At 70.1% G+C, this 22,201-nt stretch carries 26 protein-coding genes and 1 tRNA gene; 13 read left to right on the forward strand and 14 right to left on the reverse strand.

The window, feature by feature from the left end; genetic code table 11:
• Positions 1-325: 325 nt before the first annotated feature.
• The 4 genes from HL658_RS29885 to HL658_RS29900 form a co-directional block, all read right to left on the reverse strand.
• Positions 326-757, reverse strand: a complete 432-nt coding sequence (locus HL658_RS29885; protein ID WP_180286257.1) for a DUF1489 family protein — start codon at positions 755-757, stop codon at positions 326-328.
• Between the two features lie 108 nt (positions 758-865).
• Positions 866-1,207: an acyl carrier protein gene (locus HL658_RS29890; protein WP_180286256.1), complete on the reverse strand. Its 342-nt coding sequence runs from the start codon at positions 1,205-1,207 to the stop codon at positions 866-868.
• A 123-nt stretch (positions 1,208-1,330) separates the two neighbouring features.
• Positions 1,331-2,230, reverse strand: coding sequence for a hydroxymethylglutaryl-CoA lyase (locus HL658_RS29895; protein ID WP_180286255.1), 900 nt, complete (start codon positions 2,228-2,230; stop codon positions 1,331-1,333).
• A 65-nt stretch (positions 2,231-2,295) separates the two neighbouring features.
• The gene (locus HL658_RS29900; RefSeq protein ID WP_180286254.1) at positions 2,296-3,141 is read right to left on the reverse strand and encodes an AraC family transcriptional regulator; all 846 of its coding nucleotides are present in this window, start codon (positions 3,139-3,141) and stop codon (positions 2,296-2,298) included.
• 88 nt (positions 3,142-3,229) lie between these two features.
• On the opposite strand from HL658_RS29900, the gene HL658_RS29905 reads away from it, so the two are divergent.
• Positions 3,230-3,640, forward strand: a complete 411-nt coding sequence (locus tag HL658_RS29905) for a DUF2000 family protein (protein ID WP_180286253.1) — start codon at positions 3,230-3,232, stop codon at positions 3,638-3,640.
• Between the two features lie 26 nt (positions 3,641-3,666).
• Here the strand turns inward: HL658_RS29905 and HL658_RS29910 are convergent, their stop codons facing one another.
• From HL658_RS29910 to HL658_RS29925, 4 genes are all read right to left on the reverse strand, one after another.
• Positions 3,667-4,650, reverse strand: a complete 984-nt coding sequence (locus HL658_RS29910) for a two pore domain potassium channel family protein (protein WP_180286252.1) — start codon at positions 4,648-4,650, stop codon at positions 3,667-3,669.
• A 41-nt stretch (positions 4,651-4,691) separates the two neighbouring features.
• Positions 4,692-5,480 carry an enoyl-CoA hydratase/isomerase family protein gene (locus HL658_RS29915; RefSeq protein ID WP_180286251.1) on the reverse strand — a complete coding sequence of 263 codons (789 nt, stop codon included), beginning with the start codon at positions 5,478-5,480 and terminating at the stop codon, positions 4,692-4,694.
• Positions 5,481-5,593: 113 nt separating this feature from the next.
• Complete coding sequence (locus HL658_RS29920) at positions 5,594-6,208, reverse strand: DsbA family protein (protein WP_180286250.1); 615 nt, start codon at positions 6,206-6,208, stop codon at positions 5,594-5,596.
• Positions 6,205-6,918, reverse strand: a complete 714-nt coding sequence (locus tag HL658_RS29925) for a response regulator (protein WP_180286249.1) — start codon at positions 6,916-6,918, stop codon at positions 6,205-6,207. The genes HL658_RS29920 and HL658_RS29925 overlap by 4 nt, the downstream gene beginning before the upstream one ends.
• Positions 6,919-7,152: 234 nt before the next feature.
• Here HL658_RS29925 and HL658_RS29930 point away from each other — a divergent pair, with 234 nt between their 5' ends.
• Positions 7,153-7,332, forward strand: coding sequence for a hypothetical protein (locus tag HL658_RS29930; protein ID WP_180286248.1), 180 nt, complete (start codon positions 7,153-7,155; stop codon positions 7,330-7,332).
• Between the two features lie 10 nt (positions 7,333-7,342).
• Here HL658_RS29930 and HL658_RS29935 read toward each other — a convergent pair whose 3' ends face one another.
• The 3 genes from HL658_RS29935 to HL658_RS29945 all read right to left on the reverse strand — a co-directional run bounded on the left by HL658_RS29935 (position 7,343) and on the right by HL658_RS29945 (position 9,376).
• Positions 7,343-7,720: a RidA family protein gene (locus HL658_RS29935; RefSeq protein ID WP_180286247.1), complete on the reverse strand. Its 378-nt coding sequence runs from the start codon at positions 7,718-7,720 to the stop codon at positions 7,343-7,345.
• A gap of 103 nt (positions 7,721-7,823) precedes the next feature.
• Positions 7,824-8,507 (reverse strand): hypothetical protein, encoded by a 684-nt coding sequence (locus HL658_RS29940; protein WP_180286246.1) that lies wholly within the window; start codon positions 8,505-8,507, stop codon positions 7,824-7,826.
• Between the two features lie 173 nt (positions 8,508-8,680).
• The gene (locus tag HL658_RS29945) at positions 8,681-9,376 is read right to left on the reverse strand and encodes an NnrU family protein (RefSeq protein WP_180286245.1); all 696 of its coding nucleotides are present in this window, start codon (positions 9,374-9,376) and stop codon (positions 8,681-8,683) included.
• 72 nt (positions 9,377-9,448) lie between these two features.
• Between HL658_RS29945 and HL658_RS29950 the strand changes: the two genes are divergently transcribed.
• A complete protein-coding gene (locus HL658_RS29950) occupies positions 9,449-10,168 on the forward strand; it encodes a trypsin-like serine peptidase (protein ID WP_180286244.1) in 720 nt (239 codons plus the stop codon).
• A gap of 136 nt (positions 10,169-10,304) precedes the next feature.
• On the opposite strand, the gene HL658_RS29955 is transcribed toward HL658_RS29950, so the two are convergent.
• The 3 genes from HL658_RS29955 to HL658_RS29965 all read right to left on the reverse strand — a co-directional run bounded on the left by HL658_RS29955 (position 10,305) and on the right by HL658_RS29965 (position 14,494).
• Positions 10,305-12,926, reverse strand: coding sequence for a PAS domain S-box protein (locus tag HL658_RS29955; protein WP_180286243.1), 2,622 nt, complete (start codon positions 12,924-12,926; stop codon positions 10,305-10,307).
• Between the two features lie 422 nt (positions 12,927-13,348).
• Positions 13,349-13,425 (reverse strand) — tRNA-Pro (locus HL658_RS29960).
• Between the two features lie 52 nt (positions 13,426-13,477).
• Positions 13,478-14,494 carry a polyprenyl synthetase family protein gene (locus tag HL658_RS29965; RefSeq protein WP_180286242.1) on the reverse strand — a complete coding sequence of 339 codons (1,017 nt, stop codon included), beginning with the start codon at positions 14,492-14,494 and terminating at the stop codon, positions 13,478-13,480.
• Between the two features lie 114 nt (positions 14,495-14,608).
• Here HL658_RS29965 and HL658_RS29970 point away from each other — a divergent pair, with 114 nt between their 5' ends.
• The 10 genes from HL658_RS29970 to HL658_RS30015 form a co-directional block, all read left to right on the forward strand.
• Positions 14,609-14,824, forward strand: coding sequence for a putative signal transducing protein (locus HL658_RS29970; RefSeq protein WP_180286241.1), 216 nt, complete (start codon positions 14,609-14,611; stop codon positions 14,822-14,824).
• On the forward strand, positions 14,821-15,609 hold the full coding sequence (locus HL658_RS29975; RefSeq protein WP_180286240.1) for a tRNA1(Val) (adenine(37)-N6)-methyltransferase: 789 nt from the start codon (positions 14,821-14,823) through the stop codon (positions 15,607-15,609). Before HL658_RS29970 ends, HL658_RS29975 begins: the two co-directional genes overlap by 4 nt.
• A gap of 32 nt (positions 15,610-15,641) precedes the next feature.
• Positions 15,642-16,505 (forward strand): S49 family peptidase, encoded by an 864-nt coding sequence (locus HL658_RS29980; protein WP_180286239.1) that lies wholly within the window; start codon positions 15,642-15,644, stop codon positions 16,503-16,505.
• A 46-nt stretch (positions 16,506-16,551) separates the two neighbouring features.
• Positions 16,552-16,818 carry a DUF2057 domain-containing protein gene (locus tag HL658_RS29985; protein WP_180286238.1) on the forward strand — a complete coding sequence of 89 codons (267 nt, stop codon included), beginning with the start codon at positions 16,552-16,554 and terminating at the stop codon, positions 16,816-16,818.
• Positions 16,819-16,972: 154 nt separating this feature from the next.
• On the forward strand, positions 16,973-17,464 hold the full coding sequence (locus HL658_RS29990; RefSeq protein WP_180286237.1) for a response regulator: 492 nt from the start codon (positions 16,973-16,975) through the stop codon (positions 17,462-17,464).
• 73 nt (positions 17,465-17,537) lie between these two features.
• Complete coding sequence (locus HL658_RS29995) at positions 17,538-17,777, forward strand: FitA-like ribbon-helix-helix domain-containing protein (RefSeq protein ID WP_196242408.1); 240 nt, start codon at positions 17,538-17,540, stop codon at positions 17,775-17,777.
• Entirely contained in the window at positions 17,767-18,159 is a 393-nt protein-coding gene (locus HL658_RS30000; protein ID WP_180286236.1) for a type II toxin-antitoxin system VapC family toxin, read from the forward strand. The genes HL658_RS29995 and HL658_RS30000 overlap by 11 nt, the downstream gene beginning before the upstream one ends.
• A 90-nt stretch (positions 18,160-18,249) precedes the next feature.
• Complete coding sequence (locus HL658_RS30005) at positions 18,250-19,143, forward strand: glycine--tRNA ligase subunit alpha (RefSeq protein ID WP_180286235.1); 894 nt, start codon at positions 18,250-18,252, stop codon at positions 19,141-19,143.
• Between the two features lie 3 nt (positions 19,144-19,146).
• Complete coding sequence (glyS, locus tag HL658_RS30010; protein WP_180286234.1) at positions 19,147-21,297, forward strand: glycine--tRNA ligase subunit beta; 2,151 nt, start codon at positions 19,147-19,149, stop codon at positions 21,295-21,297.
• Positions 21,298-21,394: 97 nt separating this feature from the next.
• A partial coding sequence (locus HL658_RS30015; protein WP_180287695.1) for a hypothetical protein occupies positions 21,395-22,201 on the forward strand: 807 nt, incomplete at its 3' end.

Below are 22,201 nucleotides of genomic sequence, written 5' to 3' on the forward strand. Positions count from 1 at the left end.
CTCACAACACGGTATCAACTTTTCAAAGATCCCTCGGCAATCCCTGTCGGGAGCCGAAACGGCTGTTTCCTGACCCTTGCGGGACCGGTCGCCAACCGCGAGCGTTTCAGAAGGTACCGGAGACAGAAAATACAGCGCCGTAAGGCGCCGCGGAGATTTCCGTTTGTTTCCGGCTTCTTGTCCAACCCGTCAGCGCCTCGTCGGCACCACCGCGTCGGTGAGCGGTATATAGGCCAGCCTCGCCGACCCCGGCAAGCATTTTTTTCGCTGTTCCGTCATTTTTTTGAAATCTTCAATGAAATCAATAATTTGCATCGCACTTCGGTCACAGAAGCCCGAGCGCACGCAGTTCGGCGGCCATCTCCGGCGGCAGATCGCCACCGTCGGCACCGCTTCCCGACAGGTCCGGCGGTGCCGCCGCCGGCTCCAGATAGCGCCAGCCCTGGAAGGGTCGGTGAGTGACCGGCACGGTGTCCACCAAGCCGGGATCGAGCCAGAGGATGCAGGCCGGCTCCCCCTCCGCGTTGCGCGCGGCATCGATGGCGATCACCCGCTGTCGGACGGCCACGCTGCCGCGGATCACCCAATAGAGCGAGCCGCCGTCGCAGACGTCGGCGCCGCGTTTGGGGACGTTGCGCGTGTGCACCGGCACCACCGGCACACCGCCGTCGCGGGTCTGGAGCCGCCGGGACTGCAGGTCACGGATGTGATCGACGTCGCGGACGCCGACGGCGAGCTTGATCAGATGTGTGGGCATGCGGACCGGGGCAGACGACGGGTGACGGGCCGCCGGACGCGGCCCCGACATAGCCCTCTATGTCGTGCCCACCATATCGGCCGACAGGACCCCGCTGTCCAGCGGGCGTCAGGCGGCGGCGGTCGGGTTGATCGCCCGGCAGCGCGCCTCGAACTCGTCGGAGATGAATTCCGGGCGCTTGTAGAAGCCCTTGAGCCAGCTGGTCAGCAGGCACAGCTCCTCCAGCTTCACCAGCTGGTCCAGCGTTCCGTCGGGGAAGGTGATGGAGAAGCTCTCGGCGATGTGCTCCAGCACCTGCTCGAGCTGCTCGATCGTCAGGCCGCAATCCTGCTCCAGCACGGCGGTGCGCGTCAGGATCTTCTCATCGACGCCGTACTCGTCCCGGATCAGCTTCACGATCCAGCGGAACAGATGCATCCAGTTGGTGATGCCATCGGTGGACAAACTCACGGCGCGCGCTCCGTTCTCCCGCGTGGAAGGACACCGTGGACGGTGGAGCCGTCCGCGGTGCCGCAGGGTGCGGGGCGCAGTGTTGCACGCAACTTGTTACGCGTTTGTTGCGACGCGGGCGATTTACCCGGTGCGACCGGAGATCGCACGCCCCGCGCGGGAGCCGTTCGGCCGCCCGAGCCGTTCGGAAATCCAGGCACCGGTCCCGGCCAGCGCGTCGAGGTCGATCCCGGTGTCCAGCCCCATGCCCTGCAGCATGTAGACGACATCCTCCGTCGCCACGTTGCCCGACGCGCCCTTGGCGTAGGGACAGCCGCCGAGCCCGGCCACCGAGGTGTCGACCACCCGCACGCCCGTCTCCAGGCAGGCCAGGATGTTGGCGAGCGCCTGCCCGTAGGTGTCGTGGAAATGCAGCGCCAGCCGGTCGACCGGCACCGCCGCGGCCACCTCCTCCACCAGCCGGCGGGCCTTCCCCGGGGTGCCGACGCCGATGGTGTCGCCCAGCGACACCTCGTAGCAGCCCATGCCGATCAGCTGTTCGGACACCCAGGCGCTGCGCGCCGGGTCGACCTCCCCCTCGTAGGGGCAGCCGAGCACGCAGGACACGTAGCCGCGCACGCGCAAGCCCCGCGCCAGCGCCGCCTCGGCCACCGGGCGGAAACGGTCAAGGCTCTCGGCGATCGTGCAGTTGATGTTACGCTGGCTGAAGGCTTCCGACGCCGCGCCGAACACGGCGATCTCCTCCACCCCGGCGGCGAGAGCCGACTCCAGACCCTTCAGGTTGGGGACCAGCACGGGGTAGGCGACGCCGGGCTTGCGCCGCACGCGCGCCAGAACCTCGGCCGAATCGGCCATCTGCGGCACCCATTTGGGCGACACGAAGGCCCCCGCCTCCACCGCCGGCACACCGGCGTCGGCCAACCGCTCGACCAGCTCGACCTTGGTCTCCAGCGGCACCACCTGCGGCTCGTTCTGCAGGCCGTCGCGCGGACCGACATCGACGATCTTCACGCGCTCGCTCATCTCTCCATCCTCTCCCGGCGTCGGCACATCGTTGGCCGCAACTGTCGGCCCCGCGGTGGGCCGGGTCAAGCGCCGCGGCGGATCGAGGCGCGGGCGTACTGGCCGGGGGTGATCCCGTAGGCGCCCTTGAAGCGTTTGTGCAGATGGCTCTGGTCGGTGAAGGCGAGGCCGGCCGCCACATCGGCCGGCGGGACGCCGGCAGCCAGCCGGCGCCGCGCCTCCATCAGCCGCAGATGCAGCAGATAGGCGTGCGGCGGCAGACCGAAGGCGGTGCGGAACTGGCGGGCGAGGTGGAAGCGGCTCATGCCCGCGACGGACGCGAGATCGTCGGCGGTCACCGGCTGCTCCAGGCTGGCGTGCAGATGGTCGCGGGCGCGGCGCAGGCCCGCCGGGTTGTTGCCCGGCCGCGGCAACGACGCGGAGCCGGCGGCGTGGCGGGTGGCGAGGTCGGCGACGGTCTCCGCCAGCCAACCCTCCGCCGCCAGCCCGTCACCGGCGGCGAAGGCGCGGTGCGTGCGGGCCACCAGCCCGGCGAGCCGCGCGTCCACCAGCAGCGGCGCGCGGGCGAAGGGCAGCCCGACCGGCCGCTCGTACGCATCCTCCAGCACCCGGCGGACGGCGCCGGGATCGACATAGAGCATGCGGTAGGCGAAGCCCTGCGCGTCGGCGGCGTGGCCGTCGTGGGGTTCGTCGGGGTTGAAGGCCATCACCATGCCGGCGCTGCTGGCGTGGCCGGCCCCGCGGCAGTGGAAGGCCTGCACCCCCCATTCCGTCACGCCCAGGCAATAAGCGTCGTGCACGTGCCGCTCGTAGACGTGCCGCAGGAATCGCGCGTGCAACAGTTCCACCCCCGCCGCCGCCGCGGTGGCGTAGACGGTCCATTCCCGCATCGGGAGCGTTTCGTCCGTCATCGTCGGACCCGCATCTCACAGCACCGGCGTACAATCCATCCGCTTCCCGGACAGATAGGGTCGCCCCCGGACTTGCGGGAGAAGCCCCATGCGATTCGACACCAAGATTGCCGTCGTCGTGCGCGACGACCTCGCCATCTGGCAGAAGCTGAACGTCACCGCCTTCCTGGTCAGCGGCATCGCCGCCGGCGACCCGGAGTGCGTCGGCGAGCCCTACATCGACGCGACCGATCACTGTTACCGGCCGATGTTCCGGCAGCCGGTGATGGTGTTCGCCGCCGACGCGGACGGCATCCGAGCCGCCTTCGGCCGTGCCGTGGAGCGCGGCGCCCGGCTGTCGATCTTCACTCGCGACCTGTTCGCCACCGGCCACGACGAGGCGAACCGGGCCGCGGTGCGGGCGGTGCCCCGCGACGCGCTGGATCTGGCCGGCTTCGCTCTGCGCGACGACCGCCGGCTGGTCGATCGGGTGGTCAAGGGGCTGGTCCTGCACGGCTGAGGCCCGGCGCAGGCCGCAGCGGGTCACTACAGCGGATCGGGCGGGTCGCGGTGGTCGCGGGGTTTGGCGTGGCCGATGATGGCGCTGAAGCCGAACAGCAGAAGCAGCACGCCGGCCACGATCTCGACGGCCGCGACGATGCGCACCGCCCCGGTCATCGGCGAGATGTCGCCATAGCCCACCGTGGCGAAGGTGACGAGGGAGAAGTACAGCCCTTCCGTCAGCGTCACGTCGCGCGGCTGCCCGTGGACGAGGAAGTTCGGCTCGACCATGAAGCGGTCGAGGATCGTGTAGACCGTGCCGAACACGATGATCACCAGCGAATAGAAGGTGAGGAAGGCGAAGGCCGGCAGCACCAGCCGCGACACCTGCTGGAAGAATCCCTCGAACAACAGCCCGGCGTCGAGCAGGAACACCGCCACGTCGTGCGCCACCAGCCCGACCACAACCGAGATCACCCCCATCGCCAGCAGGAAGATGAGCGTGAGCTGGTCCGGCGGGATGCCGCGGCCGGGCAGCAGGAAGGTCAGCGCGCCGATCCCCCACACCGGGGCCATCCACAGGAACATGCGTTCGAAATGGCCGCTTTCGCGCAGCCGACGCGACTGCACGATGCTGCGGATGTCCTTCGCCCGCCACCACGCTCCGCTGACGAAAGCCGCGAGCGGCATCGCGAATCCGATGCCCTGGGCCAGCATGCCCATGTCCTGGAAGCTGCTCTCCAGAAACATGGCGAAGACGCAGGCGTAGACGCCGATGAAGTTGGCCAGCGCCAGGGTGAAGAACTGGCTGCCCGGAAACAGCCGGTGGATCACCCCGACCACCAGACCGACCGAGCCCAGCAGCACGAAGGCCAGATCGCCCGACACCGAGCGGATGGACAGGGCGATCAGCCCGAGCAGCACCGCGGTCAGCAGCGCGCCGCTGAGCCAGGAACGGCGGCGGGCGGCGGCGGTGCCGTGCGGTGACGGGTGCGTGCGGGTGCGACGGTCGGACGGCGGCTGATCCATCCGCGGATTATACCAAACGTCCAGGCCGAATGGGCGGATGACTATGCGGGTGTGCGCCAGGACGGATCGCGCTTCTCCAGGAAAGCCCCCACCCCCTCGCGCCCCTCGGCCGACGCGCGGCGGGTGGCGATGCGGTCGGCGGTGTCGGCCAGCACCGCGTCATCGGTGGGCCGGCGGGACACGGCGCGGATCAGATCCTTCGCCTCCGTCTGGGCGCCGGGGGCGCAGTCCAGAAGCGACCGGACCATCCGCTCCACCGCCGTCTCCAGCCCGTCGGCCGGCGCCAGCTCGTGCACGAGGCCAAGCCGCATCGCCTCCGCCGCGGAGAAGCGCTCGGCGGACAGGAAGTAGCGGCGGCAGGCGCGCTCGCCCATGGCCGCCACCACGTAGGGGCTGATGGCCGCCGGAATCAGGCCAAGCCGCACCTCGCTGAGCGAGAAGCTGGCCGCCTCCGACGCGACGACGATGTCGCAGGCCGCCACCAGCCCGACCCCGCCGCCGAAGGCCGCGCCATGCACCACCGCGACGGTGGGGCGGGGGCAGCGGTCGATCGCCTGCATCATGCGGGCGAGGGCGAGCGCGTCGGCGACGTTCTCCTCCCGCGAATAGCCGGCCATCCGCTGCATCCAGCCGAGATCGGCGCCGGCGGAGAAGCTTTTCCCGGCGCCCCGCAGCAGAACGATCCGGACCGACGGATCGTCGCCCAGCCGCCGGAAGGCCCGGTCGAGATCGGCGATGACCGTCTCGTTGAAGGCGTTGTGCACCGCCGCCCGGTTCATGGTCACGGTGGCCACGCCGTCGGGGCGGATGTCGGTCAGAATGTCGCTCATGGGTGTTTCCCTTCCCTCCCTCGCGCGGGCGGTGCCGGCGACCGGCCGTCACCCCGCCGCTCTCCTGTGTGCCCGGCGAAGCGTCCGGGACGCAAGCGGCGACTGCGCCGGCCCTACCAGCCGCCGCGGGCGAGCCAATGGTCGAGCATGTCCAGCCGATCCCAGCCCCAAAAAGGTTCGCCGTCGGCGATGATGTAGGGTGCGCCGAACACGCCACGGGCGATGGCGCCCTCGGTCTCGGCCCGCAGCCGGTCCTTGACCCGGGGCTGCGCCACGCCCCCGGCCAGCGCGTCGGGAGCGATGCCGAGGGGAGCCGCCACGGCGGCCACCGCGTCGATGCCGGTGATGTCGCGCCCCTCGCCCCAGTGGGCGTGGTGGAGAGCCCGCGCCAGACGGTGGGCCAGCACCGGGTCGCTCTCCCGCAGCCACCACACCGCGCGGGAAGGAACCAGACTGTTCAGCGGAGTCGACTCGGGCCACGCGAAGGGGCAGCCGAGCAGCCGTGCGATGCGGTGGGCATCGTGGCGCAGGTAATCGCCGCGCATGGGAATGTCCATGTTCGGGCGTGACCCGGTGATCGCCATGATGGGACCCAGCAGGATCGGCCGCCATAGCACCGACCGACCATGCTGCGCCGCCAGCCCGTCGATGCGCAGACCGGCGAAATAGCCGTAGGGCGACCCGAAGTCGAAGTAGAAGTCGAGCGGGGCGGGTGCCGCGCCGGTCACACCGTGCGCACCTTGGCGTCGAAGACGTAGCCGGCGCCACGCTCGGTCTTGATGATGCGCGGCTCCTTCGGGTTCGCCTCGATCTTGCGGCGCAGTCGCAGGATCAGCACGTCGATGGAGCGGTCGAACACCTCCGCCCCGTCGGCGCGGGTGAGGTCGAGGAGCTGGTCGCGGGTCAGCACCCGCTGCGGCCGCTTGACGAAGGCGGCGAGCAGGCCGAACTCCGCCTTGGTCAGCTCGACCTCCCGGCCGTCCTGGCTGCGCAGGCGCTGAGCGGTCAGGTCGAGCTCCCAGTTGGCGAACTGCACGACGGCGCGCAGCTCGTCGGCACCGCGCGACGGGCGCCCTTCGCCGGCGACACGGCGCAGCACCGCCTTGATCCGGGCCAGCAGTTCGCGCGGGTTGAAGGGCTTGGTCAGATAGTCGTCGGCGCCGAGTTCCAGCCCGACGATGCGATCGACGTCCTGGTCCTTGGAGGAGAGGATGATGACGGGAATGTGGGATTCGGCGCGGATCAGATTGACCAGCCCCAGCCCGTCGCCGTCGGGCAGCCGCAGGTCCAGCACCACCAGATCGGCCGGATCGGACTCGAGAACCTGCCGCGCCGTCGCCGTGTCCGGCGCGGTGGTCACGCGGTAGCCCTCGGCCGTCAGGTAGGAGGCCAGCAGCTCCCGGATAGGTTCGTCGTCATCGACCGCGAGAATATGCATACCGTCGGACCTCCCACCCCCCTTCTTACCGTACCTAACGGTCCACGCGCAATCCGTTACCGAACTGTAACGGCGCGATTGCACCTTGGACACACCGGTGAACGCTGCAACATTTCGCCGCAACGCGGTAGCTATTTCTTCCGGATCCTGAAATCATCCCGACACACGCCTGGGGTGTAATTCCCCGCGCCGGATCGGGATACATCCGGCGGCGAATCACAAGGGATGCCGGTGATGGATCTGATCGAACAATGCATCGAGCGCATGTCCCATCTCGATGAGGCCGACCGGTTGCTGAACGAGATCCACGTCTTCGACCCCGGCGTGCCATTCAGCCAGGCGATGGCTCAGAACCGGGCCATGCTGATGGCGGCCCGGCAGCACCTGGAATCAGCCGGCTCCGCCGCGGAGTGAGTGGGGCCGGTCACCGGCGGGCGGTGACCTCGATCTCCACCTTCATGCGCGGGTCCACGAGCTGGCACACCACGGTGGTGTTGGCCGGGCGGACCTCGCCCATATACTCCCCAAGGATCGGGGCGACCTTGGGGAAGTCCGTGGATTCCGACAAATAGACACGGATACGCACCACATCCTTCAGGCCAGCCCCCGCCTTTTCGAGCGCGGCGGCGATGTTGCGGAAGGTCTGGTGGGTCTGCTCCTCGACCGAATCGGCAATTGTGCCCGCGGCGTAGTCGAAGCCGGTTGTGCCCGACACGAACACCCAGCGACCATCCACCACCGCGCGGGAATAGCCGGCCACGCGTTCGAAATCCGAACCCGATGAAATCAGCGTGCGCGCCATGTCGCCGCTCCTCCCCGCCCGATTGTTTTTTAGCCCGATTGTCTCTTGATCGGACGCGCGCGATGGCGGTAACCGGCCAGGACGGATCCCGGCCGCCGCGTCCTCAGTAGACCCAGACCGAATCGTCGCCGATCCGGCCGGGAGCGCTCGCCACGTCGATGGTCGGTGCCTGGGCCGACGTCGGCGGAAGCCACCAGTTGCCGACGGCCGACGCGGCACTCGCGATCACGGTGCCTGTGGCGTCGCGGCTCTGCTCGAAGAAGCCGGCCACGCTGGCCATCATGGTGCCGGCCGCGGCCTGCATCGACCCGGCGGGATCCGAGAACACCCCCGCGACCGCGGTCGTCACGGCCGTGCGCGCCGGCTCCGTCGCCTGCCACATGTAGGCGACCTGGGTCGCCGTCGCGTCCACGATCACGTCCCGATCGACCCACACATACGCGATCGTTCCAGAGGTCACCCCCGCCGCCACACCGGCCCCGCAGCTCAGGCCCGCCAGTTGCAGCAGCGACAGTTCCGGAACGACGCTGGCCGCCATGGCGGTCGCCGGCCCGACCGGCCCGGCCATGAGCGCCGCGACGGTGACCGCCGTGGCGGACGCGATCACGCACTCGTTGACCACGAAGCGCAGAGGCGTCGTATCGCTGAGAATATCGCTCAGGTGCTGATGCCAAGCATCGGGCGATTCGACCGTCGGTGCCGTCGACGGCGCCGATGAGGCCGCGTACGCTTGGCCGGCCGACATCATCAACAATGCGGTGGTGATCAGCAGGGTCCGGCGGATCATGGACATCTACCCCCTCGGCGCGCGGCTTGTTGCAATTTTGTTATACGGTTTACAGCTTGGAAACCAACGGAATGTGTACGCGTTGACCACAAGGTCTAATCAAATCGAGATAATACGCAACCAATCGAGAGAAGCGAGTCGTTTTTTTGCCGTGCAACCACATTGCGGTTACATCATCCGGGCATGGCCGGAACCCCGAACACGCGGGCATGCAAGTGCAAGATTACAGCATAGGCAACCAGCGCAACGATGAGGCGCCGCCAGCCGATTTCGCGGGCAGACAGTCGCTGGCGCTCCGCCAGAATGGCCGCGAACGGGAGGTTCGAGGTCGCCGCGGCGAAGCGATCCCAGCTCGGCCCGAGCCGGCGGGCCAGCTTCGCGTCGAGGAGTACGGTGCCGCCCAACGCCAATACGGCCAGGCTGCCGAACAGCAGCAGCGAGGCGGCATCCCCGTTCGGCACCATATGGGCGAGCGCCCACAGCCCCACCCCCCACAGGAAGGGATTGCGGGTGACGCGCAGGATTCCGCGCGCGGGGTCCGGCCGGTCGAGCAGCGCGGCCTGCCCCACCGCGGACGGGTTGGCGGTGCTCAGGCCGGCGACCACGAGCAGCAGGGCGACCGGGTTCACCAGCACCGGAACCCAGGCCTGCCACGGCCTGTATTCCCACAAGAGGACAACGGGCGCCGCCCTGTACGCGGCCCCGAGCCACACGAAGGCGAGAACCGACAGCAGGGAATAGAGGCCCAGATAGGGCCTTTCGCCCAACCGCGCGACCAGGGCGCCGCGCAGCCCCGTGCTCGACACACCGATGTGCGACACCACAAGGAACAGGCCGGCCAGCGCGACCTCCGCGATGGTTCCCGTCATCCGCCGCCTCCCCGCCGCCAGGACCACAGCCGGCAATCCTACACCATGCGCGGGCTTGGCGGGGGGTTGAGGATGATCGCCCATGCGGCGGCGGTGACTCTGTGCCTCGGCCTGCCGACCGGGGCATGGGCGGGGACGGCGCTGCCCGGCCTGGGCGGGATTGACGATCGCACGGCGGTGGACGTGACGCTGCCACCGTGGAATGCGGTGATTCGGGTACAAACCAACCTAGGCGCGCGCTGCACCGGAACGCTGGTGCGAGCGCGGCTGGTGCTGACGGCGGCCCACTGCCTGTTCAACGCGCGCACCGGACGGCTGCTTCCGGCGTCCTCCCTGCATGTTCTGTTCGGCTACGCGCACGGCGGTTACGACGCGCACCGGCTGGTCGACCGGGCGGTCACCGGTTCCGGCTACGACGGGCGTCGGGCGGCAGGCAGCGTCGGCGCCGACTGGGCGCTGCTGACGCTGGCCGGGGACGCGCCCGCCGGCCTCCGCCCGCTGCCGCTGCTCGGCGCCCCGCCGCCGCCGGGCACGGCCGCGGCGCTGGCCGGCTACAGCCAGGACCGCACGCATGTGCTGATGGCCGACCGCGACTGCCGGATCACCGCCGCCGCGGTCCCGCCGGCACCGGCGCTGCTGCGGCACGACTGCGCCGGCACACGCGGCACCAGCGGCGGGCCGCTGCTGGTCCGCGAGGGGGATGGCTGGGCGGTGGCCGGGGTGTCCGTGGCCGCGACCGGCGACGGATCCATCGCCGTGGCCGCGTCCGCCTTTGCCGGTGTGGTGGACTGAATGGAGGCTCCACCCGTCGCGTGGACTGTTGCCGCCGCACGCGGCCGGGCCTGTCGCCGCCGACGCCGGATCGTCCGGACTGATTCCGCCCCCGTCGGCGTCGGGCAGCGCATCGGCACCGCGGGCGAGGCGCCGATCATTCCGCCGACGGCAGCATCTCCAACACCGCGTTGCGCAGCTCGTGGGCGGCGATCGGCTTGTGGAGAAGCCCGTGGCCGCCCGCCCGCACCTCGACAAGCCGCTCCGGCGCGGTGTCGCCGGTGATGACGGTCGCCGGGACCGGCGTGTCCAGCCGCTCATACACGGCCCGGATCGCGTCCAGTCCGGTCTCGCCGCCGCGCAGACGGTAGTCCGCCAGGATGGCGCCCGGCCATGTGCCGCTCTCGACATGGCGGACGGCGTCCTCGATGGACCCGGCCGTCAGGACCTGGTAGCCCCAGCCTTCCAGCATCGCCTGCAGGCCCATGCGCACCAGCGGTTCGTCGTCGATCACCAGGATCAGTCCGCGCCACGGGCCCGGCGCAGGCTGGCCTTCCCGCGGTCCGGCCCCGACGGGCTTGCGCACGGCCAGCGGCACCGCCACCCGGAAGGTGGACCCGCGCCCCGGGGCCGAGCGGACCTCGACGGCATGGCCGAGCAGGCGGGCCAGCCGCCGCACCACGGCGAGGCCCAACCCCAGCCCCTTGTTGCGGTCCCGTTCCGGGTTGCCGAGTTGGACGAACTCCTCGAAAATCTCCTCCTGCCTGTCGGGATCGATGCCGATGCCGCTATCGACGACCCCGATCAGAAGGCGGTCGCCGCGCCGCCGGCAGCCGATCAGCACCCCGCCGGATTCGGTGTAGCGCAGCGCGTTCTCCACCAGGTTGCGCAGGATGCGCTCCAGCAGGGCGGGATCGCTGCGGATCGTGGCCGCACAGGCGACGATCCGCAGGCGCAGTCCCCGGGCCAAAGCCCGCGGGTGGTATTCGGCCCCCAACCGCTCCAGCAGCGGGCCGACCGCCATGTCCACCGGCTGCGGAACGATCAGCCCGGCGTCCAGCTTGGACACGTCGAGCAGGCTGTCGAGCAGCATGCGCAGCCCGCCCATCGCCTCGCCCATCGATTTCAGCAGGGAGGACGCGGGATGATCGCCCAGACGCTCCACCAGCGCCGCCTGGAACAGCATCATGGCCTGGATGGGCTGGCGCAGGTCGTGGCTGGCAGCGGCAAGGAACTTGGACTTGGCGATGTTGGCCCGGTCCGCCTCGGCCTTCGACGCGCGCAGCGCGTCCTCGGCCTGCTTGCGCTTGCTGATGTTGCGGATCGTCTCGGTGACGTAGCGCCGCCCGGCGGAGGTCCAGCCGGCGACCGACAGCTCGATCGGAAAGACGGTGCCGTCCTTGTGCCGGGCCACCAGTTCGCCATTGGTGCCGAGGATCCGCGACCCGCCGGCGCGGTCATGGTCCGCCAGCCGGGCGTCTTGGACGGCACGGCTGGCGTCGGGCAAGAGCAACGTCACGTCGCGCCCGACCACCTCGTCCGCCGCGTAGCCGAATATCTGTTCGGCCGCCGGGTTGAAGGCGTGGATAGAGCCGGCCTCGTCGATGACCACGACGGCGTCGACCGCGGTCTGGACGATCGCCCGGTAACGCGCCTCGCTGTCGGCCAGGGCCGCTTCGCGCGTCCGGATCAGGCTCGCCGCGTCCTGGATCGCACGGCCCACCGCGTCGATCTCGACCACGCCGCCGCCCTCGGCCGCGGGCAGCCGGCCCGCCCCCAACGCCTCCGCCGCCAGGGCCAGCTGAGCGACCGGGCGGGTCAGGCGGCGTCCCACCGCCATCGCTACCCCGATGCCGACCAGCAGCAGGGCGACGCCGCCACCGGCGAAGAGCAGGAGAATCCGGCGCGCCGGCTCCGCCAGCAGCGTCTGCGGCACGCTCGTCGCGACCACCCAGCCGGACGTACGGGCACGGCTGTAGGCCTGGAAGGCGGCAACGCTCTCCAGGTTGATCGCGCGGTGGATCCCGTCCGGCGCCTCGCGCATGCCGGCCCACAGCGCGTCCGGAAGCGGCTTGCCGACGAATTGGTCGGCCTGGTGCGAGCGGGCGATGACGATGCCGTCCCGATCGATCACGCCGGCCCGCCAGCCCGGGGGAAGTCGCTCGGGTGAGACGATGGCCTGCAGCCGCTCCAGCGCGATCGTCAGGCTCAGAAGGTAGCGGACCTCCCCGTCACCGATCACCGGCGCGACCACGATCAGCAGCGGAACCCGCGTCAAGCCGCCGATGATGATGCCGGAAACCTGCGTGCTCCGCGTCTCGATCGCCCGCCGGTCGGCCTCGAAGCCGCTGTTCACAGGCAGCGGCGTTCCCCAGGGCACGCGGGTGTTGACGAGTTGCTGGTTCGCCAGATCGCGGAGGACCACATTGGTGCCGAGCCGATCGCGCAGGTGGATGGCGCGCCGGTGGAAGGCCTCGAGATCGCCGCTCGCCAGGCTGTCCGAGGTGGCCAGGATCTCGGCCGCGGCGATCAGGCGCGCCACCTCCCGATCGACGTCCTCGGCGAGCAGGCGCGCCCGGCCAAGCACCTGCCGCTCGGTCTCCTCGGCCTGTGCGCTCACGTTGCGGACGAGAAGGATGGCCGAGAAGAGGACCAGCGGCAGGGCGACGGCCATCACCAGCAGGACGAGCCAGGTCCGGACCCGGAGCGGCCGGGAGAACGGCGACGGTCGCCGCTCGTCGCGCCGGGCAGGGGTCATCGGGTCAACGGTCGCGCGCATGAGGTCATCCGGCGGGCCGCCGGTTCCCGGCCTCCGCGGTCCCGCAAAGCATGCGGCCCGGCCATCATGCCGCGCTCGGCCCCGTGCCGGAGCGGGTGTCGACGGAGGAGGCGGAACATGACGGCGCTCAGGTGATCCTCCCGTCCCAACGCGTGGAACCCGGCTTGCGGCGGAGTGGTCGCCGGACGTGGATCCGCCCGACCATCGCAGGCTCCCCCCATGGCACACCACCCCGCGTAACGCACTGGTTGCACGAACAGTGCCCATAATCAATAGTAGTTCACAAAGATAGTCATGCGCGTTCGAGTAGCGGAAGCCAAGCGGTGCTCGAACGGGGCCGGCGCGCCTGGAGGGATGTGGGCCGCCCCGGCGGCACGAAAAAACGCCGCCGGTCCTTACGAACCGGCGGCGCCTTCTTCACTTGGTCGGAGAGAGAGGATTCGAACCTCCGGCCCCTGCCTCCCGAAAGCAGTGCTCTACCAGGCTGAGCTACTCTCCGGTCTCGGGTGAGGCCGGCTGTATAACGGGTCGCGACCGGCCGCGCAAGCCTTTTAATAGTCCCGGTCGATGACGAAATCGATGACCTCCAGCATGGCCCGCTTCACCGGCGCGTCGGCGAACAGACCCAGCGCGTCGCGGGCGATGGCGCCGTAGTGGCGGGCGCGTTCCACCGTGTCGCGCAGCGCGTCGTGCCTGGCCATCAGGTGCTGCGCCCGTTCCAGGTCGCCGTCCGCCTGCTCCAGATCCTCCATGGTGCGGCGCCAGAAGGCGCGCTCCTCGTCGTTGCCGCGGCGGAAGGCCAGCACCACCGGCAGCGTGATCTTGCCCTCGCGGAAATCGTCGCCGACCGTCTTGCCCAGCTTCGCCTGCTTGGCGGAGTAGTCGAGCACGTCGTCCACCAGCTGGAAGGCGATGCCGAGATTCATGCCGTAGTCGTAGAGGGCGACCTCCTCGGCCGGCGGCCGGCCGGCCACCACCGCGCCGACACGGCAGGCGGCGGCGAACAGCTCCGCCGTCTTGCCCTTGATCACCTCCAGATAGGCCTGCTCGCTGGTCTCGGTGTCGTTGGAGGTCTGGAGCTGCAGCACCTCCCCCTCGGCGATCACCGCGGACGCCCGGGACAGGATGCGCAGCACGTCCAGCGAGCCCACCTCGACCATCAGCTCGAAGGCGCGGGAGAACAGGAAGTCGCCGACCAGCACGCTCGCCTTGTTGCCGAACACCGCGTTGGCCGACGCCAGCCCGCGGCGCAGGTCGCTCTCGTCCACCACGTCGTCGTGCAGCAGGGTGGCGGTGTGGATGAACTCCACCACCGCGGCCAGCATGCGGTGATTCTCGCCACGGTAGCCGCACAGGCCGGCGGAGGCCAGCGTCAGCACCGGCCGCAGCCGCTTGCCCCCGGCCGCCACGATGTAACCGGCAAGCTGCGGGATCAGCTCCACCGGCGAATGCATGTGCCGCAGGATCAGCTCGTTGACCGCCGACAGGTCGTCCGACACCAATGCCGTCAGGTCGTCGAGCGGGGTGGTCTTGCGCCGCTTCGGATCGAGGTTGGTGACGACCGCCAAGGTCTGCTCCAGCGTTGATTGACGAATCCGGTAACGGGAGCGAGCATAAACGCCTATCCACTTCGGTCAAGCCTGCTCCCGTGGGCAGGCACGGAAGGGTGTTGCCCGGACGCCATGAAGGAAATCCTGCGAACAAACGATCCCGTCCGATTGTCGTGGTTGACGGCCCTGCTGAAGGATGCGGGAGTCGCCGTCGTCGTGCTCGACACGCACACCAGCGTTCTGGAAGGATCGATCGGCGCCATCCCACGCCGCCTCGTCGTCGCCGACGAGGACCATGCCCACGCCGTCCGCGTCCTGCGCGAGGCGGGAGAGGAGATGTTTGAATGACCGCGTCCGCCATCCTGCCCGCCGACACCGAAGCCGCGACCGGGGCGCACCAGGAGCCCGGCGAGGATTCGCTCCTCGGGGGCCGGGTGCGCCTGATGCAGCCCGACGCCGGCTACCGTGCCGCGGTGGACCCGGTGCTGCTCGCCGCCTTCACCCATGTGGAGCCGGGCGACCGCGTGCTGGATGTGGGCACCGGGTCCGGTGCCGCGGCGTTGTGCTTGGCCGCGCGCGTCGGCGGCTCGCGCATCATCGGGCTGGAGCGCCAGCCGGAGATGGCCGATCTCGCCAGCCGCAACATCACGCTGAACCGCATGCAGGGGCGCGTGCTGGTGGTGCGCGGCGACCTGATGCGCCCGCCGCCCGCCATGGGTCCGGCCTCCTTCGACCGCGTGATGATGAACCCGCCCTACCTGAAGGCCGGGGCGGCCAGCGTGCCGCCCAACGCCATCAAGGCCGCCGCCAACGTGGAGGGTGACGCGCGGCTGGCCGACTGGATCACCTGCGCCACGGTGATGCTGAAGGCCCGCGGCACCTTGACGCTGGTCCACCGAGCCGACCGCATGGACGAGATCCTGGCGCTGCTGCACGGCCGATTCGGCGGCATCGTCACCTTCCCGCTGTGGCCGCGGGCGGGGGAGCCGGCCAAGCGCGTGCTGATCGCCGCGGTGCGCAGCGCCAAGGCGCCGGCGATGCTGGCGCCCGGTCTGGTGCTGCACGGTCCCGACGGCCGCTACACCCCGGCGGCGGAGGCGGTGCTGCGCGACGCCGCACCGCTCACGCTTTGACCTTCGGGCGGCGCATCCCCATCTAGGGCGCGATGAAGACGTCCTCACTCCTCGCGAAGCTCCCCTTCGGCCCGTGGCGCACCCGCCACCCGGCCGTGTCCGTCGTCCGTCTGGCCGGGGTGATCGGTGCTTCCGGGCCCCTGCGCCAATCGCTCAACCTCACCGCCGTGGCGCCGCTGCTGGAGCGTGCCTTCGCGCCGAAGCGGCTGGCGGCGGTGGCGCTGATCATCAACTCCCCCGGCGGCTCGCCGGTGCAGTCGGCGCTGATCGCGCGGCGCATCCGCGACCTGGCCGAGGAAAAGAAGGTGCCGGTGCTGGCCTTCTGCGAGGATGTGGCGGCCAGCGGCGGCTACTGGCTGGCCTGCGCGGCCGACGAGATCTACGCCGACGCCAACTCCATCGTCGGCTCCATCGGGGTGGTGTCGGGCGGCTTCGGCTTCCAGGACCTGATCGCCCGATTCGGTATCGAGCGCCGCCTCTACACCGCCGGCGAGAAGAAGGTGCTGCTCGACCCTTTCCAGCCCGAGAAGCCCGACGCGGTGGAGCGGCTGCGCGCGATCCAGCGCGAGATGCACGAGAGCTTCAAGGAGTTGGTCCGTGAGCGCCGCGGCGCCCGGCTGACCGGCGACGACGGGGAGCTGTTCTCCGGCGCCTTCTGGACCGGGGCGTCGGGGCTGGGGCTGGGGCTGATCGACGGCATCGACCACGCCCGCCCCCATCTGCGCCGCCGTTTCGGGGAGAAGGTGCAGTTGCGCGTGATCCATGGCGAGAAGCGGCTGTTCCGGCGCCTCGGCTTCGGGGTGTCGGCCGCGGGCGGCGCCTTCGCCACGGCCTTGCCGGACGCCGCCATCGCCGCGGCGGAGGAACGCGCGCTGTGGGCACGCTACGGCCTCTAGCCTCCCGCCCTTGACCCGCGCAGCCAGCCCCCGGTAAGCCTGCCCCATGTTCGGAAAGCTCCTCCTCCTCATCGTCGTGATCGCCGCGCTGTTCGTGGGCTGGCGCTGGTACAGCCGCATCGCCGCGATCGGCCAGGACCGTCTGAACGCCCGCAAGGCGCCGCGCCCGACCGCCCAGCCGCGCAGCCCGGCCGGCGTCGGCCGGAACGCCGACCCGACGGCGGAGGACATGGAGAAATGCCCGGAGTGCGGGGCCTACGTCGCCCCGCGCTCCGCCGTGTCCTGCGGACGGGCGGCCTGTCCGTACGGGTGAACCGCGGCGGTCGCGCAGCAAGATTGCTCATCGGCGGATGCATAGTGGCACAGGCGCTTTCCATTGATTGCGTATTCCGCATTGCAGCGCACAAACGGTTGCATCTGTGCGTGCACGGCGTAGTTTCGACGCAAAACATCGAAAGCCATACGCCATGAACGCCGTCAGCGCCCTCGCCACCGGCCCCGGGGCCATTTCCGTGCTGGTCGTCGATGACGACGACACGACGCGCGGCATCCTGACGTCCGTCCTGACCGGCTTCGGGTTCGGCAGCGTGCTGGAAGCGTGCGACGGCGAAGCCGCCGCCGACACCTTGCGGAACATGCGGGTGGATCTCGTCATCTGCGACGTGAAGATGGACGGGATGAACGGGCTGGCGCTGGTCCGGCTGGTGCGCTCCGGCGCGGATGCCGGCATGCGCCACACCCGCAACGTTCCGATCATCATGCTGACGAGCTACGGCGACGAGCGCGTCATCGCCGCCTGCCACGCCGCCGGGGCCAACGCCTACATCGTCAAGCCGCTGCGGCCCCTGCGCCTGATCCAGCGGATCGCCGCCGTCTGCCGGGTGGAGATCCCGAAGCTCACGGAACTGGCCTCGAAGCCCTCGGCGATCGCGATGGTCGGCGGGCAATTCGTGTCCTGACGCCGGGCGGCTTTGACCACCGGGCGGCGGCCCTGTAGACTGGCGCCGATATGGAGCCGGAACGGAGCCAGACATGCCCGTGAACCTGTCGATCAAGAACGTCCCCGACGAGCTGGCCGCCCTGCTGCGCGAACGCGCGGCACGCAACCACCGCTCGCTCCAGGGCGAGCTGATGGCGATCGTGGAGGCGGCTGCGCGGGAGCGGCCGGGGACGATGACCATCGCCGAACTCCGCCAGGAGGTGCGCCGCCTCGGTGTTTCCACGCCATCGGAGTCCGCGGCCATCATTCGCGAGGACCGCGATGGCCGTTAAGGTCGTGGACTCTTCGGCCATCAGCGCCCTGGTCTATGAAGAGCCGGAGGCCGACCAGATCGACCGGATCATCGATGGGCACATCCTGATCGCACCGACGCTCTTGCGGTACGAGCTGGCGAATGTGTGCCTGACGAAGGCACGCCGTCATCCCGTGTTGCGCGATCGTTTGTGGGCCGCGTTCGGGCTGGTCGATGGCTTGGCGATCACATTGATGACCGTGAAACACGGCGAGGTCCTCGAGCTGGGACACTCGTACAAACTCACCGCCTACGACGCCTCCTATCTCTGGCTGGCCGACCGCTCGGGTGCCGAGCTGGTCACCCTCGACCGGCGGCTGGCGGCGGCGGACGCCGGCCTGCGCGCGCGGCGGCTGTGCTGACGCGCGGATGCGGCGCCCCATCCGCTTGATTCGCCGAAACCCGCCGCGTATCGTGCCGCTCCCTCATCCTTGACCATCAGGGCACGTTCCATGGCGCCGGCGAGCGCGACTTCCCCGGGCGGGCGCGGCCTGCCGTTCCAGAGCCTGATCCTGAAGCTGCACCAGTTCTGGTCGGAGCAGGGTTGCCTGATCCTCCAGCCCTACGACATGGAGGTGGGGGCCGGCACCTTCCACCCGGCGACGACGCTGCGGGCGCTGGGTCCGGAGCCGTGGAAGGCCGCCTATGTGCAGCCGTCGCGCCGCCCGAAGGACGGGCGCTACGGCGAGAACCCCAACCGGCTCCAGCACTATTACCAGTATCAGGTGATCCTGAAGCCGTCGCCCGCCAACAGCCAGGAGCTCTATCTGAAGAGCCTGGAGATGCTGGGCATCGACCCGAAGCTGCACGACATCCGCTTCGTCGAGGACGACTGGGAGAGCCCGACGCTGGGCGCCTGGGGCCTGGGCTGGGAGGTGTGGTGCGACGGCATGGAGGTCACGCAGTACACCTATTTCCAGCAGGTCGGCGGCATCGAGTGCGATCCCGTGGCGGTCGAGCTGACCTATGGGCTGGAGCGGCTGGCGATGTATGTGCAGGGCGTGGAGAACGTCTACGACCTCGACTTCAACGGCCAGGGTGTCAAGTACGGCGACGTGTTCAAGCGGGCCGAGGTCGAATACTCCGCCTACAATTTCGAGCACGCCAACACCGACGCCCTGCTCCAGCATTTCAAGGATGCCGAGGCCGAGTGCGCGGCGCTGGTGGGCAAGGGGCTGGCCCTGCCCGCCTACGACCAGTGCATCAAGGCGTCCCACCTCTTCAATCTGCTGGACGCGCGCGGCGTGATCAGCGTGGTCGAGCGCGCCGCCTACATCGGCCGCGTCCGCGCGCTCGCCAAGGCGTGCTGCGAGCAGTGGCTGGCCGGCAGCCAGCGGAAGGCCTGACCCATGCCCGAACTTCTGATCGAACTCTTCTCCGAGGACATCCCGGCCCGCATGCAGGCGCGCGCGGCCGAGGATTTCAAGACGCTGGTCACGGCCAAGCTGACCACGTCGGGGCTGACCGTCACGTCCGCCACCCCCCACTCCACCCCGCGCCGGTTGGCGCTGGTCATCGACGGGCTGCCCGAGCGCACCGCCGATGTGCGGGAGGAGAAGAAGGGGCCGCGCGTCGGCGCGCCTGAGCAGGCGGTCCAGGGCTTCCTGAAATCCGCCGGCCTGACCAGCCTGGACCAGTGCGAGCAGCGCGATCTTTCCTCCACTGGGGGCAAGGGCGTCTTCTGGTTCGCCGTGTCCGAGAAGAAGGGCCGCGACACCGCGGAGGTGCTGGCCGAGGTGATCCCCGCCGCCATGGCGGAGCTGCCCTGGCCGAAGTCCATGCGCTGGGGTTCCACCAGCTTCCGTTGGGTTCGCCCGCTGCGCCATGTGCTGGCTGTCTTCGGGGGGAAGACCCTTGAGGGCGCCGTAACCCTTGGACAGACACGCATCGAAGGCGGCAACGTCGGGACCGCGCTAGTCAAACCGATGTGGGTTGATGAGCCGATGAACTTCGGCAACATCACCATCGGCCACCGCTTCCTGTCGCCCGAGCCCTTCACCGTGGAGTCCTTCGCCGACTACCGCGCGAAGCTTGAAGCGGCGCATGTCCTGCTCGACCGCGAGGCGCGCAAGGCGAAGATCAAGGCCGACGCCGAGTCGCTGTGCGCCAAGGCCGGCCTGACGCTCAAGCCCGACGACGGGCTGCTGGAGGAGGTCGCCGGGCTGGTCGAATGGCCGGTGGTGCTGATGGGCTCCATCGACGAGGCCTTCATGGACGTGCCGGCGGAGGTGCTGATCACCTCCATGCGCACGCACCAGAAATACTTCGCAACGCTGGACGCGTCCGGAAAGATGGCCCGCGCCTTCATCGTCGTCGCCAACATGGTGACGACGGATGGCGGGGCCGCGGTGGTGGCCGGCAACGAGCGGGTGCTGCGCGCCCGCCTGTCCGACGCCAAGTTCTTCTGGGACCAGGACCGCAAGGTGCGCCTTGAGGACCGCGTCCCGGCGCTGGCCGACATCACCTTCCACGCGAAGCTCGGCACGGTGCGCGAAAAGGTCGCACGGGTGCAGGCGCTGGCGGCGGAGATCGCGACGGCCATCGGCGCCGACCCGGCCGCCGCCGCGCGCGCCGCCCTGCTCGCCAAGGCCGACCTCGTGTCCGGCGTGGTGGGCGAGTTCCCCGAGGTGCAGGGGATCATGGGCCGCTACTACGCGCTCGGCCAGGGCGAGCCGGAGGCCGTGGCCGACGCCATCGCCGCCCATTACAAGCCCGCCGGCCCGTCCGACAGCTGCCCGACCGCCCCGGTGTCGGTCGCGCTGGCGCTGGCCGACAAGCTCGACACGCTGGTCGGCTTCTTCGCCATCGACGAGAAGCCCACCGGCTCCAAGGACCCCTACGCGCTGCGCCGGGCGGCGCTGGGCGTGATCCGGCTGGTGCTGGAGAATGGGCTGCGGCTGCCGCTGCTGTCGGTGTTCACCAAGGCGCATGGCCTGTTCACCGTGGACGGGCTGGCGAAGGCCGACGGCGTGGCTGGCGACCTGCTCGCCTTCTTCGCCGACCGCCTGAAGGTCGTCCTGCGCGACCAGGGCGTGCGGCACGATCTGATCGACGCGGTGTTCGCGCTGGGCGGCGAGGACGACCTCGTGCGGCTGCTGGCGCGGGTAAAGGCGTTGCAGGCCTTCGTGCGCTCGGAGGATGGGGCGAACCTGCTCACCGCCTACAAGCGCGCCTCCAACATCGTGCGCATCGAGGAGAAGAAGGACGCCACCACCTACGACCAGGAGCCGGACCCCGCCGGTCTGGTCCAGGAGGAGGAGCGGGCGCTGCACGCGGCGCTGGCCGAGGCGCTTGCCGCCACCCGCCCGCTGCTGGCGCAGGAGGCCTTCACCGACGCCATGTCGGCGCTGGCGACGCTGCGCGGCCCGGTCGACGCCTTCTTCGACAAGGTGACGGTGAACGCCGACGACAAGGCGCTGCGCGCCAACCGCCTGCGCCTGCTGAGCCAGATCCGCGCCACGCTCAACGCCGTCGCCGACTTCTCGAAGATCGAGGGCTGACGCTCCTTCGCCCCCCTCTCCCGCCTCCGGCGGGAGAGGGGGGGACCCGCGCAGCGGGAGGGTGAGGGCAAGGCTTCCCACATGAGGCAGCGCCACCATGCACGACCTTGAACTCCTCCTGCGCGGCGGGGTGGTCGGGGTGGCGCTGCTGCTGGCCCTGCTGTTCTGGCGCGCGCGGCCGGGAACGGCTCTGGCCTGGACCGGCGCGCTGCTGCTGACGGGAGCGGCCGCCTACGCCCTGTGGGGGTTGCCGCAAAGCCCTGGCTGGCCGTTCGGTGTCCGGGTGCTTCTGGTGGGGCTGGCGGCCCCCACCCCCTTCGTCTTCTGGCTTCTGGTCCGACTGGTCTTCGAGGACGGCTTCCGCCCGCGCCCCGTCCACGCCCCGTGGTTCCTGTGGATGGAGGTCTGCGGGCTGTCGGCGATGGCGCTGCGCGGCGTGGTGCCGGTGGAGGTGACGCAGCTTCTCACCCTGGGCTTCCGCCTGCCGTCGCTGGCCCTGATCGGGCACGCGCTGTGGTGCCTGTGGCGCGAGCGCACCGACGATCTGGTGGAGCGGCGGCGTATGTTGCGGGTGGCGGTGCTGACGGTGGGCGGCGTGGTGGCGGCTCTGGTCGTGGTCGCCGCCCTGCTGGTGCGGCCGGCCCCCGACCGGGCGCCGCCGGTGCGGCTGGCCGAATCGGCGCTGCTGTTCACCCTGCTGGCCGCCGCCGGCGCGTCCTTCGCCACGGTCCACGCCGACCTGATGCCGGACGAGGGGGAAGGCAGGCCGCGGAAGGCCCCGCCTGCCCCGGTGCCCGACCTTCCCGACGACGACGCGGCGGCGCTGGCCCGGCTCGACGCGCTGATGACCGGCGGGGAGGCGTGGCGCAACACCGGCCTGACGGTGGGCGCCCTGGCGGCGCAG

The organism is Azospirillum oleiclasticum, from assembly GCF_013423485.1.
Classification (GTDB): Bacteria; Pseudomonadota; Alphaproteobacteria; order Azospirillales; family Azospirillaceae; genus Azospirillum; species Azospirillum oleiclasticum.

Excerpts from the sequence above, each read along its gene's own strand:
- HL658_RS29885 (WP_180286257.1), bottom strand. The coding sequence starts at position 757 with ATGCCCACACATCTGATCAAGCTCGCCGTCGGCGTCCGCGACGTCGAT.
- HL658_RS29895 (WP_180286255.1), bottom strand. The coding sequence starts at position 2,230 with ATGAGCGAGCGCGTGAAGATCGTCGATGTCGGTCCGCGCGACGGCCTG.
- HL658_RS29900 (WP_180286254.1), bottom strand. The coding sequence starts at position 3,141 with ATGACGGACGAAACGCTCCCGATGCGGGAATGGACCGTCTACGCCACC.
- HL658_RS29905 (WP_180286253.1), top strand. The coding sequence starts at position 3,230 with ATGCGATTCGACACCAAGATTGCCGTCGTCGTGCGCGACGACCTCGCC.
- HL658_RS29910 (WP_180286252.1), bottom strand. The coding sequence starts at position 4,650 with ATGGATCAGCCGCCGTCCGACCGTCGCACCCGCACGCACCCGTCACCG.
- HL658_RS29915 (WP_180286251.1), bottom strand. The coding sequence starts at position 5,480 with ATGAGCGACATTCTGACCGACATCCGCCCCGACGGCGTGGCCACCGTG.
- HL658_RS29925 (WP_180286249.1), bottom strand. The coding sequence starts at position 6,918 with ATGCATATTCTCGCGGTCGATGACGACGAACCTATCCGGGAGCTGCTG.
- HL658_RS29930 (WP_180286248.1), top strand. The coding sequence starts at position 7,153 with ATGGATCTGATCGAACAATGCATCGAGCGCATGTCCCATCTCGATGAG.
- HL658_RS29935 (WP_180286247.1), bottom strand. The coding sequence starts at position 7,720 with ATGGCGCGCACGCTGATTTCATCGGGTTCGGATTTCGAACGCGTGGCC.
- HL658_RS29940 (WP_180286246.1), bottom strand. The coding sequence starts at position 8,507 with ATGATCCGCCGGACCCTGCTGATCACCACCGCATTGTTGATGATGTCG.
- HL658_RS29945 (WP_180286245.1), bottom strand. The coding sequence starts at position 9,376 with ATGACGGGAACCATCGCGGAGGTCGCGCTGGCCGGCCTGTTCCTTGTG.
- HL658_RS29950 (WP_180286244.1), top strand. The coding sequence starts at position 9,449 with ATGATCGCCCATGCGGCGGCGGTGACTCTGTGCCTCGGCCTGCCGACC.
- HL658_RS29955 (WP_180286243.1), bottom strand. The coding sequence starts at position 12,926 with ATGCGCGCGACCGTTGACCCGATGACCCCTGCCCGGCGCGACGAGCGG.
- HL658_RS29970 (WP_180286241.1), top strand. The coding sequence starts at position 14,609 with ATGAAGGAAATCCTGCGAACAAACGATCCCGTCCGATTGTCGTGGTTG.
- HL658_RS29975 (WP_180286240.1), top strand. The coding sequence starts at position 14,821 with ATGACCGCGTCCGCCATCCTGCCCGCCGACACCGAAGCCGCGACCGGG.
- HL658_RS29980 (WP_180286239.1), top strand. The coding sequence starts at position 15,642 with ATGAAGACGTCCTCACTCCTCGCGAAGCTCCCCTTCGGCCCGTGGCGC.
- HL658_RS29985 (WP_180286238.1), top strand. The coding sequence starts at position 16,552 with ATGTTCGGAAAGCTCCTCCTCCTCATCGTCGTGATCGCCGCGCTGTTC.
- HL658_RS29990 (WP_180286237.1), top strand. The coding sequence starts at position 16,973 with ATGAACGCCGTCAGCGCCCTCGCCACCGGCCCCGGGGCCATTTCCGTG.
- HL658_RS29995 (WP_196242408.1), top strand. The coding sequence starts at position 17,538 with ATGCCCGTGAACCTGTCGATCAAGAACGTCCCCGACGAGCTGGCCGCC.
- HL658_RS30000 (WP_180286236.1), top strand. The coding sequence starts at position 17,767 with ATGGCCGTTAAGGTCGTGGACTCTTCGGCCATCAGCGCCCTGGTCTAT.
- HL658_RS30005 (WP_180286235.1), top strand. The coding sequence starts at position 18,250 with ATGGCGCCGGCGAGCGCGACTTCCCCGGGCGGGCGCGGCCTGCCGTTC.
- glyS (WP_180286234.1), top strand. The coding sequence starts at position 19,147 with ATGCCCGAACTTCTGATCGAACTCTTCTCCGAGGACATCCCGGCCCGC.